The organism is Pseudomonas sp. TMW22089 (assembly GCF_022496645.1).
Lineage (GTDB): Bacteria > Pseudomonadota > Gammaproteobacteria > Pseudomonadales > Pseudomonadaceae > Aquipseudomonas > Aquipseudomonas paraversuta.
On the sequence record NZ_SCFG01000001.1, the window covers coordinates 373,276 to 391,083 of the forward strand.

A 17,808-nucleotide genomic window follows, 5' to 3' on the forward strand; every position below is an offset into this window, starting at 1 on the left:
CGGGTTGTTAGCGGCTCAGGTACATCTTGGTGGTCAGCAGGTACACCGGCAGTCCCGAGACCACTATCAACAGAGCCGCATAGGGTGCCGCCGCCGCGAACTCGATGTTCGAGGTGTGAGCCCAGACCTGTGTTGCCAATGTATTGAGTCCGGTGGGGCTCAGCAGTAGCGTGGCGGTCAGTTCTTTCATGGCGTCCAGGAACACCAGGGCAAATGCCGCCCCCAGTGCCGGGAAAATGATTGGCAATGTCACCCGGCAAAACGCCGAAAACGACGATGCGCCCAAGGTGCGGGCTGCTTCTTCGAGCTGCGGAGCTGCCTTGTTCAGCGCCGTGCGAATCGGCGCCTGCGCCAGAGGCAAAAACAGCAAGGCATAGGCGATCAGCAGCAGGGCCGAGGTCTGGTACAGCGCAGGCACGTAATGCAGCGAGAAGTACACCAGCGCCAGGGCGATCACCAGGCCGGGCAGTGCATGCAGCAGATACGGCAGGCGCTCGGCCCAGATCGCCAGTTGGCCTTTGTAGCGCACCACCAGCAGGCCGACAGGTACTGCCAGTACCAGGCACAGTGCAGCACCGCCCAGCGCCAGTGACAGGGAGGCGAACAGCGCCTCGCCAATGGCTGCCATCGGGAATGCCGCCGAGCTGCCTTTGACCAGCCAGTACACAAGCATGCCCAGCGGAATCCCGCTGCCAATGATGGCCAGTGTCAGGCAATACAGCTGGCCAAAAAATGACCACTTGCCCAGTTGCACCTGCTCGGCGCGCCGTGCCGCACCCTGGCCGATCCGAATGTGCCGGCCTTTGCCGCGCACTTTCAGTTCCAGCCACAGCAGGCTCAAGCACATCACCAGCAGTACCGCCGAAAGCATGGCCGCATTGGCGTTGCTGAACGACAGCTCGAATTGTTGGTAGATGGCGGTGGTGAAGGTCTGCAGGCCGATGATCGACAGCGCGCCGAATTCCACCAGCATGTGCAGGGCAATCAGCAGCGAGCCTGCCAGCAACGAAGGCCAGAGCAGCGGCAGGGTGATTTTGAAAAACACCCCCCAGCGATTCTGGCCCAGGGTGCGGGCCGACTCTTCAAGTGCCGGATCGAGATTGCGCAGCGTGGCCGCGACCGGCAGGAAGATCAGCGGATATTTGGACAGGCTCATCACCAGGATGGCGCCGCCCAGGCCCTCGAAGCTGGAGCTGAGCGATACCCAGGTGAAGCTGCTGACGAATGCAGGTACGGCAAACGGCAGGCACAGGATCACGCCCCAGAGGCGTCGCCCCGGCAAGCTGCTGCGCTCCAGTAACCAGGCCAGCGACAAACCGATCAGGGCGCAGGTTACCGTTACACCAACCATCAACAGCAGCGTGTTGCGCATCAGGTCAAATACGAAGGGCCGCCACAACAAGTGCACCGCTTGTGCCCATCCGGCCTGCCAGGCCTTGGTGCCGACATACAGCAGCGGCAACAGGCTCAGGCCCACCAGTAACAGCACCGGTAATAACAGCCAGACAGAGGGCTTTTTGCGTTTCACGTTAAAGCGTGCAGGTTGGGCGGCAGACAGCATCAGAGCAGGCCTACATCTTGTTCAAGCTCCAGCGCTTCATCAGCGTTGCCAAGGTCGGCCGGGGTGATTTTTGGCGGTTGCAGTTCATTGAACGGCTTGAGGCCGCGTTCCGACACCATGCCTTTGCGCATCGGGTATTCAGCGGTGGTGTTGGTGATCACCCGCTGACCTTCTTCGCTGGCCATGTAAGCCAGGAGTTGCTGGGCTTCTTTGGGGTGTTTGCTGGCCTTCAAAACGCCGGCGCTGGATACGGTGATCAGGCCGCCCGCATCGCCATCGGTGAAGTAGTGCAGTTTGGAATTCAGCTTGCCTTTCTCGCGCTGCAAGGCGAACCAGTAGTAATTGTTGACCAGTACGGCGGCCACTTCACCATTCTCGACCGCTTTGAGGGCAACCATGTTGTTGGTGTAGGTCTTGCCGAAGGCGCGCAGACCGGTCAGCCATTCTTCTGCGGCTTCGCGGCCATGCAGTTTGATGATGGCCACAGCCTGTTCCTGGAATGCGCCGCTGGTGGGTACAAAACCGATCTTGCCCTGCCATTCGGGGCCGGCGAAATCCAGAACTGACTTGGGCAGTTCTTCTTCCTTGACCTTGTCCGGGTTGAACGCCACGACGCGGGTGCGTGCAGTCACGCCGATCCAGGTATCGTTGGCGGCCACGTATTCCTTGGGCAGTACTTGCAAGGTGCTGTCGTCGACCTTGGCCAGGAAGCCCTGTTCGCCAAGACTGTTCAGTGGCGGCGACTCCTCGGCGTAGAACACGTCGGCAGGCGAGCGATCGCCTTCTTCGACGATCTGGCTGGCCAGCTGGTTGCTGCTACCTTTGCGCACATTGACGTGAATGCCGGTCTTGGCTTCAAAGGCAGCGGCGAGGTTGTCGCCGACTTCTTTGTGCTGGCCGTTATACAGGGTCAGGGTTACAGGATCGGCAGCGTGAGCGGCGGGAGTGATCAGAGTCAGACCAAGAGTTGCGATGGACAAACTACGCAGTAGAAATGTTGCAAGCTGGGTATTTCGGAGCATCATTCGCTGGGTTCCTCGCTTGGGTACTACAAAACTTGTAACAATAATAAACGATATTGCTTCTCAAGTGCGCCACAAGGATAGGGCGATGGTCGTAGGAGAGGGGGCAGGTGCAGGGTGGGAGGCGATTGCCAGCCACAGAAACGCAAAAACCCGCTTTCGCGGGTTTTTGTGAGGCTTCGAATATTTTCAGTGAAAACACTTGAAGCTTGAATTGGTGCCCAGAAGAAGACTCGAACTTCCACGACCTTGCGGTCACCAGCACCTGAAGCTGGCGTGTCTACCAATTTCACCATCTGGGCATTATCAGCAACGTTGCCGCTGTTGATGTGGCGCACTATACGGAGCACTTTTAATTCTGTAAAGCCCTGTTTTATTTAGTTTTAATAAATCAGCGGCTTAGAATGCAAAAACCCGCTTTCGCGGGTTTTTGTGTGAGTCTGCAGATTGTACTAATCTGCATCTCTGAATTGGTGCCCAGAAGAAGACTCGAACTTCCACGACCTTGCGGTCACCAGCACCTGAAGCTGGCGTGTCTACCAATTTCACCATCTGGGCATCATCTTCAACGCTGTTGCCGTTGTCGATGGCGCGCACTATACGGACGACCCTTTGACCTGTAAAGCGTTGTGCATAAAAATAGTGAAAAAAATTCGCGAACGGTTAGTCCGCGACATGAATGTGTGCCAGAACGGGCTATTACGGCTCTGTATGAGTCCGAAATTTCCCGTTTCAATACGCGTATGCCAAACTAACCCGCATATAGACAAGGTGAAAACTATCTAATGGCCGATTGGCAGACCCTCGATCCCGAGGCCGCACGTGAAGCGGAAAAATACGAAAACCCTATCCCTAGCCGCGAGCTGATCCTTCAGCATCTGGCCGAGCGTGGTTCGCCGGCTGCTCGCGAGCAGTTGGTAGAAGAGTTCGGTCTGACTACAGAAGACCAAATCGAGGCCTTGCGTCGTCGCCTGCGTGCGATGGAGCGTGATGCCCAGCTCATTTATACCCGCCGTGGCACTTATGCGCCGGTGGACAAGCTCGACCTGATTCTCGGCCGCATCAGTGGCCATCGCGATGGCTTCGGCTTTCTGATCCCTGATGATGGCAGTGACGACCTGTTCATGAGCCCGTCGCAAATGCGCCTGGTGTTCGATGGTGACCGTGCGCTGGCCCGTGTTTCGGGGCTGGATCGCCGTGGTCGTCGTGAAGGCGTAATCGTCGAAGTGGTTTCGCGTGCTCACGAAACCATCGTGGGTCGTTACTTCGAAGAAGGCGGCATTGGCTTTGTAGTTGCCGACAATCCGAAGATCCAGCAAGAAGTGCTGGTTACCCCGGGTCGCAATGCAGGCGCCAAGGTGGGTCAGTTTGTCGAAGTGAAGATTACCCACTGGCCGACGCCGCGCTTCCAGCCGCAAGGTGATGTGCTTGAAGTGGTGGGCAACTACATGGCGCCCGGCATGGAAATCGACATTGCCCTGCGCACCTACGACATTCCTCACGTCTGGCCGGAAGCGGTGCTTAAAGAAGCCGCCAAGCTCAAGCCTGAAGTCGAAGAGAAAGACAAAGAGAAGCGCATCGATCTGCGCCATCTGCCGTTCGTCACCATTGACGGCGAAGATGCCCGCGACTTCGATGACGCTGTTTACTGCGAAGCCAGGCCTGGCAAGCTGCGCCTGTTCTCGGGCGGCTGGACCTTGTACGTGGCCATTGCCGACGTATCCAGCTACGTGAAAATCGGTTCGGCACTGGATGCCGAGTCTCAGGTTCGTGGCAACTCGGTGTACTTCCCTGAGCGCGTGATTCCGATGCTGCCTGAGCAGCTGTCCAACGGTCTGTGCTCCCTGAACCCGAAAGTTGACCGTTTGGCGATGGTTTGCGAGATGACCATCTCCAAATCCGGCGAAATGACCGACTACAAGTTCTACGAGGCGGTGATTCACTCCCAGGCGCGCCTGACCTACAACAAGGTCAGCACCATTCTGGAGCAGCCGAAAACCAGCGAAGCCAAGCAACTGCGCAGCGAATACGCTGATGTAGTGCCGCACCTCAAGCAGCTTTACTCGCTGTATAAAGTGCTGCTGGCCGCTCGTCATGTGCGTGGTGCGATTGATTTTGAAACCCAGGAAACCCGGATTATCTTCGGCTCCGAGCGCAAAATTGCCGAGATTCGCCCGACCACCCGTAATGACGCGCACAAGCTGATCGAAGAATGCATGCTGGCGGCCAACGTGGCCACCGCCGAGTTCCTCAAAAAGCACGAAATTCCAGCTCTGTATCGCGTTCACGATGGTCCGCCACCTGAGCGTCTGGAAAAACTCCGTGCATTCCTCGGTGAGCTGGGTCTGAGCCTGCACAAAGGCAAGGACGGCCCGTCGCCGAAGGATTACCAGGCGTTGCTGGCCAGCATCAAGGATCGTCCGGATTTCCACCTGATCCAGACCGTGATGCTGCGTTCGTTGAGCCAGGCGGTGTACAGCGCTGATAACCAGGGCCACTTCGGCCTGAATTATGAAGCCTATACCCACTTCACTTCGCCGATTCGTCGCTACCCGGACTTGCTCACGCACCGGGCGATTCGCAGCGTTATCCATTCCAAAATGGATACCCCGCACGTTCGTCGTGCCGGCGCGATGACGATTCCGAAAGCGCGTATCTATCCGTACGACGAAGCGATCCTCGAACAGCTCGGCGAACAATGTTCGATGAGCGAGCGCCGTGCCGACGAAGCCACGCGTGACGTGACCAACTGGCTCAAGTGCGAGTTCATGAAGGATCGTGTTGGCGAGTCGTTCCCGGGGGTAGTGACGGCAGTAACGGGCTTTGGCCTGTTTGTCGAACTGACCGACATTTATGTAGAAGGTCTGGTCCACGTGACCGCCTTGCCGGGCGACTACTACCACTTCGATCCTGTGCATCACCGCCTGGCGGGCGAGCGCACCGGTCGCAGCTTCCGTCTGGGCGACACCGTTGAAGTGCGAGTAATGCGCGTCGATCTCGACGAACGCAAAATCGACTTCGAAATGGCTGAGAAAACCCTCAGCGCGCCGATTGGTCGTAAAAATCGTGGTACTGACGCACCTGCTGGCAAAAATGCTGGGAAATCCGGCACCAAAGCCACAGAGAAGCCCGTCGAGCCGGCTCCGGCCGCTCGTCGTAGCGCGCCCAAAACTGCCAAGAAATCCGACGAGACCTATCGTCCTGGCGATGCTGCGGCCAAAAATGCCGAGCTGCGCAAAAGTCGTGAATTGAAACAGGCGCTGCTGGCCGACGCGAAAAACGGCGGTCGTGCAGCTGAGTCGGGAAAGTCGGGTAGGGGGGCACCTGCTAAAGACGCAGGCAAGCCTTCCAAACCGAGCAAACATCGTAAAGGCCCGCCAAAATCGGGCACCGCTCCTGCCGCCAAAAGTGGTGGGGCGCGTAAACCTAAGGTCAAGTCATGAGCCAGTTGGAAAAAATCTACGGTATTCACGCTGTAGAAGCGTTGCTTCGTCACCACCCGAAACGCGTCAAGCAAGTGTGGCTGGCTGAAAGCCGCAACGATCCGCGGGTTCAGACCCTGATCGCGCTGGCCGCTGAAAACCGGATCGATGTCGGTAACGCTGAACGTCGCGAGATGGACGTTTGGGTTGAAGGCGTGCACCAGGGTGTTGTGGCTGATGTGAGCCCGAGCCAGGTGTGGGGCGAGGCCATGCTCAACGAATTACTGGATCGTACCGAAGGTGCTCCGCTGATTCTGGTGCTGGACGGCGTGACTGATCCGCACAACCTGGGTGCCTGTTTGCGCACGGCGGATGCGGCGGGTGCTCTGGCCGTCATCGTACCTAAAGACAAGTCTGCAACCTTGACCCCGACTGTACGAAAAGTAGCCTGCGGCGCGGCGGAAGTGATTCCGTTGGTTGCGGTTACCAACCTTGCGGCCACGCTGAAAAAGCTTCAACAGCGCGGACTGTGGATCGTGGGTACTGCCGGCGAAGCCGAGCAGGAACTGTACGACCAGGACATGACTGGCCCGACCATCCTGATCATGGGTGCGGAAGGCAAAGGCATGCGCCGCCTGACTCGCGAGCACTGCGATTACCTGGTGCGCCTGCCGATGGCCGGTAGCGTCAGCAGCCTGAACGTATCGGTAGCGACGGGGGTTTGCCTGTTCGAAGCCCTGCGCCAGCGCAGCGTCAAGGCCAAGACTTCTTCGAAGAAGAAGTAAGCAGCACGCTACATCACTGTGGGAGCCGGCTTGCCGGCGATGGCATCAGCGCGGTCTGTCAGACCCATCGCGTTGTAATCATCGCCAGCAAGCAGGCTCCCACAGTCGCTTGTGGTGGGTGAAGGTCTGGATTGTTCAAATAATCACCAATTGCCTTGCACCTCTCTTGTCCCTTCTCTACAATTGCGCCCCTTGCCGTCATGGCGGGCGCATATGTGCCTCTCTAGGCAAGACACACAAGTGTCATTCACTCCTTGTCTGACCGCTTTTTAGTTAGCGGCAGGCTACAACCCGTAAGGAGCATTCATGCGTCATTACGAAATCATCTTTTTGGTCCACCCGGATCAAAGCGAACAAGTCGGCGGCATGGTAGAGCGTTACACCAAGCTGATCGAAGAAGACGGCGGCAAAATCCACCGTCTGGAAGATTGGGGCCGTCGTCAACTGGCCTACGCAATCAACAATGTTCACAAGGCTCACTACGTGATGCTGAACGTTGAATGCACTGGCAAAGCCCTGGCTGAGCTGGAAGACAACTTCCGTTACAACGATGCTGTGATCCGTAACCTGGTCATCCGTCGCGACGAAGCCGTAACTGGCCAGTCCGAGATGCTCAAGGCTGAAGAGAACCGCAGTGAGCGCCGTGAGCGTCGTGACCGTCCTGAGCATTCTGACAGCGCCGATGGCGATGACAGCGATAACAGCGACGCCAGCGATAACGCTGACGAGTAATCCACGGACCTTTTGAGGAGCCAATTACATGGCACGTTTCTTCCGTCGTCGTAAATTCTGCCGCTTCACCGCAGAAGAAGTGAAAGAGATCGATTACAAGGATCTCAACACTCTGAAAGCTTACGTATCCGAAACCGGCAAAATTGTTCCAAGCCGTATCACCGGTACTAAAGCTCGTTATCAGCGTCAGCTGGCCACCGCTATCAAGCGCGCCCGCTTCCTGGCCCTGCTGGCCTACACCGACAGCCACGGCCGCTGAGACCGGGCAGTCGACAAGTAGTAAAGGATTGAAAGCATGCGCGCCTTAGCTGAGTTCATCATGCGAGGCCGTGTGCAGGCCGCGTTAATCGTGGCCGGATGTGCGGCATTGCCGTTTTTGTTCTGGTTGAGTGCTGCTGCGGGTTGCCTTGTGCTCCTGCGGCGCGGTCCGAGAGATGCCTTGAGCATTCTCTCATGGGCTCTACTGCCGGCCTTGGTCTGGTGGTTTATCGGAGAACCTCGCACCTTGATGGTGCTGCTGGGATCTCTGGGATTGGCGATGATGTTACGCGCCGGTCAGCCCTGGCATCGCGTGCTGCTGGTCAGCGTGGCGTTGGGTGTAGTGTATGGCGTGATCCTGGGTACGGTTTTCCGCGAACCCATTGGTGCGATGGCGCAGGAGTTGGAAAAACTTCTGCCGCAGGTCCTCAATGGTCTCTACGACAAGTTATCTGACGTAGAGCGAGCGCGCCTAGGAGCATTGATTGCCCCTGTTCTTACCGGTTTGATTGCAGCTTTGATGCAGGTCGTCAGCTTGCTTAGCCTGATTATCGGGCGTTACTGGCAGGCGTTGTTGTACAACCCGGGCGGTTTTGCCAGCGAATTTCGCAGCATCCGCCTACCGCTGGGTCCAGCGTTACTGTTGCTGGCGTGCATGCTTGTAGGACCGAACTTCGGCCCTCAAATGGCCATGCTTACGCCGTTGTGCAGCGTAGCGTTGTTCTTCGCCGGGCTGGCCCTGATCCATGGGCTGGTGGCGCAAAAGCGACTGGCCAAGTTTTGGCTGGTGGGGTTGTACGTCACGCTGTTGCTGTTTATGCAGCTGATCTATCCGTTGCTCGTGGTCTTGGCCATTGTCGACAGCCTGATTGATTTCCGTGGACGTCTGGCGCCGAAAGACGCTGATAAAGACTCTGCGGACGGTGAAGGTTAAAAGTTAAGAGGATTTTCACATGCAACTGATCCTTCTGGAAAAAGTCGCGAACCTGGGCAACCTGGGCGACAAAGTAAATGTTAAGGCCGGTTACGGTCGTAACTACCTGCTGCCGTACGGCAAAGCTACCGCTGCAACCGCTGCCAACCTGGCTGCGTTTGAAGAGCGTCGTGCTGAGCTGGAACAAGCAGCAGCAGACAAGAAAGCTTCGGCTGAAACACGCGCTGCCCAACTGGCTGAGCTGGAAGTGACTATCACTGCCACCGCTGGCGACGAAGGCAAGCTGTTCGGTTCGATCGGCACCCACGACATCGCTGATGCACTGACCGCCTCTGGCGTTGAAGTTGCTAAAAGCGAAGTTCGTCTGCCGAACGGCACTATCCGCAACGTTGGCGAATTCGACGTGGCTGTGCACTTGCACGCCGAAGTTGAAGCAACCGTACGCGTTGTTGTGGTAGCTGCTTAAGCAGTCTTAACTGACTGGCACCTTGTGTGTCAGGCGGTTAACATCGGGCACGATCCTGTTTACAGGTCGTGCCCTTTGTCTTTCTGCTGTTCCTGATTTTAAAACCCCCAGCTTTTACAAATTAACCAAGTGGCCATGAACGATATCTCCGCTCCTGAGCAATACGACCTGCAAACCGCATCCCTGAAGGTGCCGCCGCATTCCATCGAGGCCGAACAGGCCGTGCTCGGTGGTTTGATGCTGGACAACAACGCCTGGGAACGCGTGCTGGATCAAGTCTCGGACGGCGACTTCTATCGACATGACCATCGCCTGATCTTCCGCGCAATTGCCAAGCTGGCGGACCAGAACTCCCCGATTGACGTCGTGACCCTTGCCGAGCAGCTGGACAAGGAAGGTCAGACGTCGCAAGTCGGTGGCCTGGGCTACCTGGGCGAACTGGCAAAAAACACGCCGTCGGTCGCCAACATCAAGGCCTATGCGCAGATCGTTCGCGAGCGCGCCACGCTGCGCCAGCTGATCGGTATCAGCACCGAAATCGCCGATAGCGCGTTCAATCCTGAAGGGCGCAATGCCGCCGAGATTCTTGACGAAGCCGAGCGGCAGATCTTTGCAATTGCCGAGGCCCGGCCAAAAACCGGCGGCCCGGTCAGCGTCAATGATCTGTTGACCAAAGCCATCGACCGGATCGATACGCTGTTCAACACCGACAACGCCATTACCGGCCTGTCCACCGGCTACACCGACCTCGATGGCATGACCAGTGGCTTGCAGCCGTCTGACCTGATCATCGTGGCCGGTCGTCCATCGATGGGTAAAACCACCTTTGCGATGAACCTGGTGGAAAACGCGGTATTGCGCAGCGAAAAAGCGGTACTGGTGTACTCCCTCGAGATGCCAGGCGAATCGCTGATCATGCGTATGCTGTCGTCTCTGGGGCGCATCGACCAGACCAAGGTCCGTGCCGGTCGACTGGAAGACGATGACTGGCCGCGCCTGACCTCGGCGGTCAACCTGCTCAACGACCGCAAGCTGTTCATCGATGATACGGCCGGTATAAGCCCGTCGGAAATGCGCGCCCGTACCCGGCGTCTGGTACGTGAACACGGTGAGATCGGTCTGATCATGATCGACTACCTGCAACTGATGCAGATCCCCGGTTCGGGCGGTGACAACCGCACCAACGAAATCTCCGAGATTTCCCGCTCCCTGAAAGCCCTGGCCAAAGAATTCAATTGCCCGGTGGTGGCGCTGTCACAGCTCAACCGTTCTCTTGAGCAGCGGCCCAACAAGCGCCCGATCAACTCTGACTTGCGTGAATCCGGAGCCATCGAGCAGGATGCCGACGTCATCATGTTCGTGTACCGGGACGAGGTTTATCACCCCGAAACCGAGCACAAGGGCATTGCCGAAATCATCATCGGCAAGCAGCGTAACGGCCCTATCGGTACCACGCGCCTGGCGTTTATCGGCAAATACACGCGCTTCGAAAACCTGGCGCCGGGCAGCTACAACTTCGACGACGATTAACGGCCCGCTGCGTGGTTGCCCTGGCGGTCACGCTTAGGTTATTGCCGGCAAGGCGGGCATGTGAGGGATCGCAATCACAGGCTCCAATCAATTCCGACCATTACCGTCGGAATTGATCATTTTTTGTGCTATATTCCGCGCCCGCGAATTTCTTCGTAAATGACGCGCCCAATTTTCTGTACTCAACACCGGTCATCGACATGCAATCAGCCAAGCCTCTATTTGACTATCCCAAGTACTGGGCCGAATGTTTCGGTCCAGCGCCATTCCTGCCAATGAGCAGGGAGGAGATGGATCAGCTTGGCTGGGATTCATGCGACATCATCATCGTCACCGGTGATGCCTATGTCGACCACCCGTCGTTCGGCATGGCCATCATCGGTCGCTTGCTGGAGTCCCAGGGCTTCCGTGTGGGCATCATTGCGCAGCCGAACTGGCAGTCCAAAGACGACTTCATGAAGCTGGGCGAGCCGAACCTGTTCTTTGGCGTCGCGGCCGGCAACATGGACTCGATGATCAACCGCTACACCGCCGACAAAAAAATCCGTTCCGATGACGCCTACACCCCCGGTGGCATGGCTGGCAAACGTCCGGATCGCGCGAGCCTGGTGTATAGCCAGCGCTGCAAGGAAGCCTATAAAAATGTACCGATCGTACTCGGTGGCATCGAGGCATCTCTGCGCCGTATCGCCCATTACGACTACTGGCAGGACCGCGTGCGCAACTCGATCCTGATCGACGCCTGCGCCGACATCCTGCTGTACGGCAACGCCGAACGTGCCATTGTCGAAGTTGCCCAGCGTTTGTCGTATGGCCACAAGATCGAAGACATTACCGATGTTCGCGGCACCGCGTTCATTCGTCGCGATACGCCCAAAGACTGGTACGAAGTCGACTCCACGCGTATCGACCGTCCGGGCAAGATCGACAAGATCATCAACCCGTACGTGAACACCCAGGACACCCAGGCCTGCGCCATCGAGCAGGAAAAAGGTCCGGTTGAAGACCCGAACGAAGCCAAGGTCGTGCAACTTCTGGCCAGCCCGCGCATGACCCGTGACAAGACGGTAATCCGTCTGCCATCGGTAGAGAAAGTGCGTGGCGACTCGATTCTGTACGCCCACGCCAACCGCGTGCTGCACCTTGAAACCAACCCGGGTAACGCCCGTGCGCTGGTGCAGAAGCATGGCGAAGTGGATGTGTGGTTCAACCCGCCGCCGATCCCTATGACCACCGAAGAAATGGACTACGTGTTTGGCATGCCTTACGCACGTGTTCCGCATCCTGCGTACGGCAAGGAAAAAATCCCGGCCTACGACATGATCCGCTTCTCGGTGAACATCATGCGTGGCTGCTTTGGCGGCTGCACCTTCTGCTCCATTACCGAGCACGAAGGCCGGATCATCCAGAACCGTTCCGAAGAGTCGATCATTCGCGAAATCGAAGAGATCCGTGACAAGGTGCCAGGCTTTACCGGCGTCATTTCCGACCTCGGTGGCCCGACCGCGAACATGTACCGCATCGCCTGCAAAACGCCGGAAATCGAATCCGCGTGCCGCAAGCCATCCTGCGTGTTCCCGGGTATTTGCCCGAACCTGAACACCGACCACTCGTCGTTGATTCAGCTGTATCGCAGCGCCCGTGCCTTGCCGGGGGTGAAGAAAATCCTGATTGCTTCCGGTCTGCGCTACGACCTCGCGGTCGAGTCGCCGGAATACGTTAAAGAGCTGGTGACGCACCACGTAGGTGGTTACCTGAAGATCGCCCCGGAACACACCGAGGAAGGTCCGCTCAACCAGATGATGAAGCCGGGCATTGGCAGCTATGACAAGTTCAAGCGCATGTTCGAGAAGTACACCAAGGAAGCAGGCAAAGAGCAGTACCTGATCCCGTACTTCATCGCCGCTCACCCCGGCACCAAAGATGAAGACATGATGAACCTTGCGCTGTGGCTCAAGGGCAATGGCTTCCGTGCTGACCAGGTGCAGGCGTTCTACCCGTCGCCGATGGCCACTGCCACCGCGATGTACCACTCGGGCAAGAACCCGCTGCGCAAGGTCACATACAAAAGCGACTCGGTGGTTATCGTCAAGAGCGAAGAACAGCGGCGGCTGCACAAGGCGTTCTTGCGCTACCACGACCCCAAGGGCTGGCCAATGCTGCGTGAGGCCCTGACCCGCATGGGCCGTGCCGACCTGATTGGTTCGGGTAAAGACCAGCTGATTCCATTGCATCAGCCAGCCACTGACAGCTACCAGAGTGCCCGTCGCAAAAACTCGACGCCTGCAGGCAGCCACAAGGTCGCCGGCGAAAAAACCACCAAGATCCTGACCCAGCACACCGGCCTGCCGCCGCGTGCCAGCGATGGTGGTAACCCGTGGGACAAGCGCGAGCAGGCCAAGGCCGCTGCATTTGCCCGTAATAAGCAGGCTGCCAAAGAGCGCCATGAAGCGGCCAAGGGCGGCAAGAGCCAGAAGCCGACCCGTAAGCCGGTGGTACCGCGCTAACGTCTGCCGGGGCCGGTTAGCCGGCTCCTGCAAAAGCGCTTTGGCCAAACACAACGCCAGCCTTCGGGCTGGCGTTGTGCATTCTGCGCGCGCACAAGCCCGTCAGGCGTGAATCGACTGATTGGTGCAAGGGATGCGAGGGAGGGTGGTCTGGAGCGTCTGAGGATGCAGCACAGGCAATCAGGTGGACTGCGAGGATCAACAGCCGGGCTGCTGATCCTGATCACAGATCCTGTGGGCCGGGTTGTGGATAACCGGGCCGAGGGTATTACGCGTCGGGTGCTTTTTGTTCTACGGCGTCGGTGTTTTCAGCAACAACCTCAGCTTCTGCATCGACGTCAACGTCGGCATTCGGGTCCAGCTCTACAGTACCTTCCTCAGCAGCCGCTTTCTTGCGGGCAAGCTTTTCTTCTTTCTTCTGCTCTTTAGCCAAGTCTCTTTGACGCTTAGCGAAGTTGTAATTTGGTTTGGCCATGGGCGATCCTCTGGGGGTCGAAGGGGTTGAGCGGCGCGTATTCTGCCCTGTATTAGTGCTTAGCCGTTAGCTGGGTTTTAGCAAGTCGCTATTTTGCGCTGAAAACACGACTCTACACTGCCGAAAAAGCCGGTTGTGGATTAAATCTCTGAACGAAGCTGATAGCAGCGGCTGATCAGCGCAGAAAGTCCCGTCACTTATTCCTCCGAATACCCTGTTGATGACCTAAGGTGATAAGCCCGGCGTTCCTCTGATGGGCGAATTGTTTCGAACAATGCCAGGACCATGATTCAGATCATTGGAATCGAGACAATTTTCGGGCAATCTGTATACAGATTTTTTTCATACCCTGCCTTGGAGATACACCATGTTTGCCAAAGTTCTTGCGGTATCCCTTTTGACCCTGGCCAGCGGCCATTTGCTGGCGGCTGAATGCGCTGTGACTGTCGATTCGACTGACCAAATGTCTTACAACACCAAAGAGATCGTCATCGACAAGTCCTGCAAGACCTTCACCGTTAACCTGACGCACTCCGGCAGCTTGCCGAAAAACGTCATGGGTCATAACTGGGTGTTGAGCAAAACTGCAGACATGGCAGGTGTAGCGACTGACGGCATGGCCGCCGGGCTGGATAAAAACTACCTGAAAGACGGTGACACCCGCATCATTGCCCACACCAAGATCATTGGTGCCGGTGAGAAAGACTCGGTGACCTTCGACGTGTCGAAATTGAATCCGGCTGAATCGTACGAGTTCTTCTGCACATTCCCTGGCCACAACTCGATGATGAAAGGCGCCGTGGTCCTCAAATAAGCCCCGGCCTGCCAATCAACAGCCCTGACGCGCCTTGTGCGCTCAGGGCTGTTTGCATTCAGGCTTTTGAATCGGTCATCTTGAAAATGCCCTGGGCATTGCTGCTGTCGAAATTCAGATCGATCCGCCCGTTTTCCGGGTCGACCTTGCGCTGAATAAATTCGACAAACGAGCCCGGCACCTGATGCTCGCGATAATGACCGGTGGCATCGATCAGTCCCCGGGTCACCGTGCAGGCACGATAGGCAGTCTGCATCACCCGGCCTGAGGCAGAGACCTCGATGCTGTCCTTCATCGGCCGCTGCAAGTCTCGCTGTTGGGCCACGCAGGCGTTGAGATCCTGCACGCGATCGGTCAGATGGTTGAAGCTGTTGCCCTCGGTGGCAATCCAGGCCATCTCTGCACTTTCATCGAGCAGAGATTGGTAATCGGCCTCGAGCACCACGCCGTGTTGACGGCCGAATGCCCGGTACAGCGCCGGCAGCAGGGTGCGCGCCTCGCCGAGGCTGCAATGACGGGTGAGGCTCAGGCGCTCGAGAATGCTGGTGTGTTCGGCTTGCAGCGGATCGAGACTGGAGCTGACAACCCGGGTAACCGCCTGCTGAAACGTCTGGCTAAAACGCCCCGGATGTAATTCCGAGACAAAAAACTGCGCAATGTCTTCAGGCAGGTCCATCTGCCGATAGCCCCAGCCGGTCATGTTCAGCTTGGTCAGCGGATAGGTTCGTACATCGGTAAAGCCCAGTGGCTCCAGCAGCCGCGCAAAGGCCTGGCGGCCGCGGGGCAGTTCGCCGTTGGCGGGCCAGTCGACGGTGCGGATCGCGCCGTGGTCAAACACCACTTTGCGCCCTTGCTGCGCCTGCTCCTCAACGTAGCGTCGGCCATCCGGCACGGCGTCTACCAGCTTGTGCAGCAGGCACAGGTTCAACCCTTCGGCCAGCCAGGCCCGGTGCACGGCCTGTTGATTCCAGCTGAAAGCCAGCAGCCCCCGGGGCACCTCGACATGCTCGCGCAGCCAATGGGCTGCAGATTGACCGAGCACAGACTCGACAAGAGAGAACAAACCATCGAAAGAAGACATGGGGCAGGGCTCTGGCGACCAAATAGACGCCTATCAAAGCCTTTGAATGCAGAGGCGGCAAGCGAAAAAAAACGTGGGGTTCATTCCGTTTTTTCGTACATGCCCAGTCTTTGCCAGGCCTGGGGGAGCTGGCAGCCAGCTCCCCCAGGTGCCGGGCTTGCTTCAAGGTGCCAGCGGCATTTCACGCTTGTGCTGGGTCTTTTCATAGGTTCGGCAGATGATCCCGAACGCTTCCTGACTCACCGGCTCGCCATGCAAAAATGCATCAATCTCGGCGTAGGTCACGCCATGGGAGGCTTCATCAGGTTTGCCGGGCTCCAGATCTTCAAGGTCGGCAGTCGGGACTTTCTCCACCAGGGATTCTGGCGCACCAAAGTGTCGTGCAATCGCCCGCACCTGATTCTTCACCAGGCCGCTGAGGGGGGCCAGGTCGCAGGAACCGTCACCGAACTTGGTGAAAAAGCCCATCACCGCTTCGGCAGCGTGGTCAGTGCCGATCACCAGGCCACCGGTGGCTCCGGCGATGGTGTATTGCGCCACCATGCGCATCCGCGCCTTGGTATTGCCGAGGACAAAATCCACCGTGGCGTGGGGCTTGCCTTCAAAAGCCGACACCTCAGCGGCCAGCGCTTTGACCGCCGGGCCTATATTCACGGTTTGACGTTGGTCCGGGTCAATAAAGTCGACGGCGGCAGTGGCGTCGACTTCGTCGTGCTGCACGCCGTATGGCAGGCGCACGGCAATAAAACGGTAGGCCTGATCGCCGCTCTGCTCGCGCAGTTGCTTGACTGCGCGCTGGGCCATCAAGCCAGCAGTCAGCGAATCGACCCCGCCGCTGATGCCCAGCACCAGGGTCTTGAGCCCGGAGTTGTGCAGGCAGCACTGGATAAAGGTAATGCGTCGTGCCACTTCGGCCTCAAGGGCTGCAGTGTCGCTAAACGGCGGTTGGACCTTGAGCTCTTCAGCAATCTGACGCTGTACGGCCTGCATGATTCACTCCTTTGGAGGTAGTTCAGGAACATGGAAAACATGGCGCAAGTAGGCGGCAAAGTTCGGGTCCGAGCAATGGGTCTTGCCCGGCTCATCCGAAATCTTGGCCACGGGTGAGCCATTACAGGCGGTCATTTTAAGCACGATGCTCATTGGCTCGACACCCGGAATGTCGCAGGTCAGGTTGGTGCCGATGCCGAAGCTGACGTTGATCCGCCCGCGCAGTGCCCGGAAAATCTCCAGGGAGCGGGGCAGGGTCAGGCTGTCGGAGAACACCAGGGTCTTGCTCATCGGGTCAATGCCCAGCTTGTGGTAGTGCGCGATGCATTTTTCGGCCCATACCACCGGATCCCCCGAATCGTGGCGCAAACCGTCGAACAGCTTGGCAAAGTACAGATCGAAATCGGCCAGAAACGCATCGGTGGTGATGCAGTCAGTCAGGGCAATCCCCAGCAGCCCGCGGTATTCGCGCACCCAGCAATCGAGCGCGGCACTCTGGCTGTCGATCAATCGCGGGCCCAGTTGCTGATGGGCCATGATCCATTCATGGGCCATGGTGCCCAGAGGTTTCATGTCCAGTTCGCGGGACAGGTTGACGTTACTGGTACCGACGAAGCGCCCCGGGAAGTCGTGCTTGAGCACACTGACCACTTCTTCCTGTACCCGGTACGAAAAGCGTCGGCGTGTACCGAAATCGGCCACCTGCAAGTCGGCCAGTTCATCGGCGCTGGCGTTGGCCTGCAGCCAGTCAAACTTGCGGTATAGCTGCTCGCGGGCCTGGGACAGCACCGTGTCGGCATAGCGCGAGCGGTTGCGTACTTCACTGACGATCGCCAGTAACGGTACTTCAAACAGAATGACGTGCAGCCACGGCCCGCGCAGGCGGATAAACAGCTCGCCGTTTTCGATGCCGGTGTGCACATAGCGCAAGTTGAAGCGAAACAGCCCCAGGAAGCGTATGAAATCAGGCTTCATAAAGGTGATTCGTTCCAGAAACCCAAGTTGATCCTGAGTCATGCTCAGCTCGCCCAGACGCTCGATCTGGTGGCGAATTTCATTCAGGTACGGGCGCAAGTCCTCGCTGTTACGGCAGCGGAACTCCCACTCGACTTCAACGTTGGGATAGTTGTGCAGCACCGCCTGCATCATGGTCAATTTGTAGAAGTCGGTGTCGAGCAAGTTCTGCACGATGCGATCGGCAAACACACTCTCGCTCATAGCGGCAATCTCC

15 protein-coding genes and 2 tRNA genes are annotated in these 17,808 nt (G+C 57.7%); 9 read left to right on the forward strand and 8 right to left on the reverse strand.

Annotated features, from left to right (window positions below):
* Positions 1–7 precede the first annotated feature (7 nt).
* From EQV90_RS01665 to EQV90_RS01680, 4 genes are all read right to left on the reverse strand, one after another.
* A complete protein-coding gene (locus EQV90_RS01665) occupies positions 8–1,561 on the reverse strand; it encodes an iron ABC transporter permease (RefSeq protein WP_161719804.1) in 1,554 nt (517 codons plus the stop codon).
* On the reverse strand, positions 1,561–2,586 hold the full coding sequence (locus EQV90_RS01670) for an iron ABC transporter substrate-binding protein (RefSeq protein WP_240877669.1): 1,026 nt from the start codon (positions 2,584–2,586) through the stop codon (positions 1,561–1,563). Before EQV90_RS01670 ends, EQV90_RS01665 begins: the two co-directional genes overlap by 1 nt.
* Before the next feature lie 212 nt (positions 2,587–2,798).
* Positions 2,799–2,885, reverse strand: a tRNA-Leu gene (locus EQV90_RS01675).
* 169 nt (positions 2,886–3,054) lie between these two features.
* A tRNA-Leu gene (locus EQV90_RS01680) sits at positions 3,055–3,141 on the reverse strand.
* A 227-nt stretch (positions 3,142–3,368) separates the two neighbouring features.
* Here EQV90_RS01680 and rnr point away from each other — a divergent pair.
* The 8 genes from rnr to EQV90_RS01720 all read left to right on the forward strand — a co-directional run bounded on the left by rnr (position 3,369) and on the right by EQV90_RS01720 (position 13,217).
* Positions 3,369–6,026: a ribonuclease R gene (gene rnr, locus EQV90_RS01685; protein WP_003439043.1), complete on the forward strand. Its 2,658-nt coding sequence runs from the start codon at positions 3,369–3,371 to the stop codon at positions 6,024–6,026.
* Entirely contained in the window at positions 6,023–6,790 is a 768-nt protein-coding gene (rlmB, locus tag EQV90_RS01690; RefSeq protein ID WP_003439044.1) for a 23S rRNA (guanosine(2251)-2'-O)-methyltransferase RlmB, read from the forward strand. Before rnr ends, rlmB begins: the two co-directional genes overlap by 4 nt.
* Positions 6,791–7,096: 306 nt before the next feature.
* Complete coding sequence (gene rpsF / locus EQV90_RS01695) at positions 7,097–7,522, forward strand: 30S ribosomal protein S6 (RefSeq protein ID WP_003439045.1); 426 nt, start codon at positions 7,097–7,099, stop codon at positions 7,520–7,522.
* A 28-nt stretch (positions 7,523–7,550) separates the two neighbouring features.
* Positions 7,551–7,781, forward strand: a complete 231-nt coding sequence (rpsR, locus tag EQV90_RS01700) for a 30S ribosomal protein S18 (RefSeq protein WP_003171373.1) — start codon at positions 7,551–7,553, stop codon at positions 7,779–7,781.
* 36 nt (positions 7,782–7,817) lie between these two features.
* Positions 7,818–8,714 (forward strand): hypothetical protein, encoded by an 897-nt coding sequence (locus EQV90_RS01705; RefSeq protein ID WP_003439046.1) that lies wholly within the window; start codon positions 7,818–7,820, stop codon positions 8,712–8,714.
* A 19-nt stretch (positions 8,715–8,733) separates the two neighbouring features.
* On the forward strand, positions 8,734–9,180 hold the full coding sequence (gene rplI / locus EQV90_RS01710) for a 50S ribosomal protein L9 (protein WP_003439047.1): 447 nt from the start codon (positions 8,734–8,736) through the stop codon (positions 9,178–9,180).
* Positions 9,181–9,315: 135 nt separating this feature from the next.
* Entirely contained in the window at positions 9,316–10,710 is a 1,395-nt protein-coding gene (gene dnaB, locus EQV90_RS01715) for a replicative DNA helicase (protein WP_003439048.1), read from the forward strand.
* A 200-nt stretch (positions 10,711–10,910) separates the two neighbouring features.
* The gene (locus EQV90_RS01720) at positions 10,911–13,217 is read left to right on the forward strand and encodes a YgiQ family radical SAM protein (protein ID WP_003439049.1); all 2,307 of its coding nucleotides are present in this window, start codon (positions 10,911–10,913) and stop codon (positions 13,215–13,217) included.
* Between the two features lie 268 nt (positions 13,218–13,485).
* Here the strand turns inward: EQV90_RS01720 and EQV90_RS01725 are convergent, their stop codons facing one another.
* A complete protein-coding gene (locus EQV90_RS01725) occupies positions 13,486–13,692 on the reverse strand; it encodes a hypothetical protein (protein WP_003439050.1) in 207 nt (68 codons plus the stop codon).
* A 367-nt stretch (positions 13,693–14,059) separates the two neighbouring features.
* Here EQV90_RS01725 and azu point away from each other — a divergent pair, with 367 nt between their 5' ends.
* Positions 14,060–14,506, forward strand: coding sequence for an azurin (gene azu, locus EQV90_RS01730; protein ID WP_003439051.1), 447 nt, complete (start codon positions 14,060–14,062; stop codon positions 14,504–14,506).
* 58 nt (positions 14,507–14,564) lie between these two features.
* On the opposite strand, the gene EQV90_RS01735 is transcribed toward azu, so the two are convergent.
* The 3 genes from EQV90_RS01735 to pncB all read right to left on the reverse strand — a co-directional run bounded on the left by EQV90_RS01735 (position 14,565) and on the right by pncB (position 17,795).
* Complete coding sequence (locus EQV90_RS01735; RefSeq protein WP_240877670.1) at positions 14,565–15,587, reverse strand: DUF1338 domain-containing protein; 1,023 nt, start codon at positions 15,585–15,587, stop codon at positions 14,565–14,567.
* A gap of 162 nt (positions 15,588–15,749) precedes the next feature.
* Positions 15,750–16,577, reverse strand: a complete 828-nt coding sequence (gene nadE, locus EQV90_RS01740; protein ID WP_003439055.1) for an ammonia-dependent NAD(+) synthetase — start codon at positions 16,575–16,577, stop codon at positions 15,750–15,752.
* 3 nt (positions 16,578–16,580) lie between these two features.
* On the reverse strand, positions 16,581–17,795 hold the full coding sequence (gene pncB / locus EQV90_RS01745; protein ID WP_003439057.1) for a nicotinate phosphoribosyltransferase: 1,215 nt from the start codon (positions 17,793–17,795) through the stop codon (positions 16,581–16,583).
* Between the last annotated feature and the right edge of the window lie 13 nt (positions 17,796–17,808).

Bases quoted from the DNA above. Each gene is read 5' to 3' on its own strand.
- EQV90_RS01665 (WP_161719804.1), bottom strand. From the start codon at position 1,561: ATGCTGTCTGCCGCCCAACCTGCACGCTTTAACGTGAAACGCAAAAAG.
- EQV90_RS01670 (WP_240877669.1), bottom strand. From the start codon at position 2,586: ATGATGCTCCGAAATACCCAGCTTGCAACATTTCTACTGCGTAGTTTG.
- rnr (WP_003439043.1), top strand. From the start codon at position 3,369: ATGGCCGATTGGCAGACCCTCGATCCCGAGGCCGCACGTGAAGCGGAA.
- rlmB (WP_003439044.1), top strand. From the start codon at position 6,023: ATGAGCCAGTTGGAAAAAATCTACGGTATTCACGCTGTAGAAGCGTTG.
- rpsF (WP_003439045.1), top strand. From the start codon at position 7,097: ATGCGTCATTACGAAATCATCTTTTTGGTCCACCCGGATCAAAGCGAA.
- rpsR (WP_003171373.1), top strand. From the start codon at position 7,551: ATGGCACGTTTCTTCCGTCGTCGTAAATTCTGCCGCTTCACCGCAGAA.
- EQV90_RS01705 (WP_003439046.1), top strand. From the start codon at position 7,818: ATGCGCGCCTTAGCTGAGTTCATCATGCGAGGCCGTGTGCAGGCCGCG.
- rplI (WP_003439047.1), top strand. From the start codon at position 8,734: ATGCAACTGATCCTTCTGGAAAAAGTCGCGAACCTGGGCAACCTGGGC.
- dnaB (WP_003439048.1), top strand. From the start codon at position 9,316: ATGAACGATATCTCCGCTCCTGAGCAATACGACCTGCAAACCGCATCC.
- EQV90_RS01720 (WP_003439049.1), top strand. From the start codon at position 10,911: ATGCAATCAGCCAAGCCTCTATTTGACTATCCCAAGTACTGGGCCGAA.
- EQV90_RS01725 (WP_003439050.1), bottom strand. From the start codon at position 13,692: ATGGCCAAACCAAATTACAACTTCGCTAAGCGTCAAAGAGACTTGGCT.
- azu (WP_003439051.1), top strand. From the start codon at position 14,060: ATGTTTGCCAAAGTTCTTGCGGTATCCCTTTTGACCCTGGCCAGCGGC.
- EQV90_RS01735 (WP_240877670.1), bottom strand. From the start codon at position 15,587: ATGTCTTCTTTCGATGGTTTGTTCTCTCTTGTCGAGTCTGTGCTCGGT.
- nadE (WP_003439055.1), bottom strand. From the start codon at position 16,577: ATGCAGGCCGTACAGCGTCAGATTGCTGAAGAGCTCAAGGTCCAACCG.
- pncB (WP_003439057.1), bottom strand. From the start codon at position 17,795: ATGAGCGAGAGTGTGTTTGCCGATCGCATCGTGCAGAACTTGCTCGAC.